General features: G+C 70.6%; 1 protein-coding gene. It reads right to left on the reverse strand.

The window, feature by feature from the left end:
* Positions 1–53: 53 nt before the first annotated feature.
* The coding region (locus tag BIU89_RS13020; protein ID WP_217642833.1) for a hypothetical protein at positions 54–466 on the reverse strand (413 nt) is incomplete at its 5' end.

Here is a 466-nt window from a genome sequence, read left to right on the forward strand (position 1 = left end):
CGTGCCTCCCGTCCGCCGTTGACCCGCGCCCAGGGCGCGCTCACAGCGCCAGATCAGTCCTGCTGGTCCGCCTCCACCGCGTCCCGCAGCCGGTCGAGCACGTCCGGCACAGCTGAGCGCACCCGGCTCCAGCTCGGGATGAACGGCTTGTCGTTCGGCCGCGCCGTGAAGGCGCCGCCGGCATCGAGGATCGCCTTGGTGAAGAGCTCCACCGCGGCTTCCTCGGCGTGCTGGTCGAACGCGAGCCCACTCATCTCGGCTTCGTGCCGGTACACCTCGACGATGTCGAGCGCGTTCCGGTAGTACGTCGCCTTGAGCACGCGGAACGAGTCGGACGTGAGCGGGACGCCCATGGTCGCGAGCTTCCGGAGCAGCGACTGCACGATGTCGTTGCCCATCCGGGCGAGGCCGCCGGTGCCGTCGGCCTCGGCGAGGGGCTGGTGCTTGTGGTCGTACGCGTCGGCGA

It is taken from the genome of Curtobacterium sp. MCBA15_005 (assembly GCF_001864855.1).
GTDB classification, from domain to species: domain Bacteria; phylum Actinomycetota; class Actinomycetes; order Actinomycetales; family Microbacteriaceae; genus Curtobacterium; species Curtobacterium flaccumfaciens.